General features: G+C 69.6%; 1 protein-coding gene. It reads right to left on the bottom strand.

Features of this window, described 5'->3' with window-relative positions; all coding sequences use genetic code 11:
* Positions 1–664, bottom strand: a 664-nt coding sequence (locus tag N879_RS14390) for a heavy metal translocating P-type ATPase (RefSeq protein WP_326942956.1), incomplete at its 3' end; no start/stop codon positions are given.
* Between the last annotated feature and the right edge of the window lie 20 nt (positions 665–684).

The raw sequence follows: 684 nt of genomic DNA on the forward strand, positions 1-684 counted from the left end.
CCGAGGCCTCGAAATACAGGTGCGGCATCTGCCCGGCCGGCGTCGCCCACCATTGATAGAGGCTCAGGCCGTAACCGGCGCTGGTGCCGATGGCGACCAGCAGGTCCATGTTGCCGGCACCGGCGCGCACCGCCTTCCAGCCGGCGACGTAGAAGCGCGCACCGAGGACGAACTGCACCGGCGTGGCGAGCAGGAACTGGATCCATGCCGGCAGCATCCAGTGCTGCCCGAACAGCTCGCCGAACATCGGCAGCACCAGCGGTGCGGCCAGCAGCAGGCCGGCGATCACCGCCCAGCGTTCGCGCTGCAGGCGTCGTTCGGCATCCTGTGCAGGTTGCTGCTGTTCGCCGGCGCTTGCCTGGTAGCCGGCAGCCTCGACCGCCTGGATCAGCACAGCGGGGTCGGGCGTGCCGATCACTTCGACATGCGCGCGTTCGCTGGCCAGGTTCACCGCGGCGCTGCGTACACCGGGCACCTTGAGCAGGGCACGCTCGACGCGGCCAACGCAGCTGGCGCAGGTCATGCCGTCGATGGCCAGCTCCAGACTCTGCACCGGCACGCCATAGCCGGCCTTCTGCACGGCTTCGATCAGGGCCGCGAGGTCCGCCTCGCTGCTTTCGACGCGCACCTGCTCGTTGGCCAGGTTGACGCTGGCGCTGGCCACACCCGGCACCTTGAGCAGGG

Source organism: Alcaligenes sp. EGD-AK7 (assembly GCF_000465875.3).
Lineage (GTDB): Bacteria > Pseudomonadota > Gammaproteobacteria > Burkholderiales > Burkholderiaceae_B > Alcaligenes > Alcaligenes phenolicus.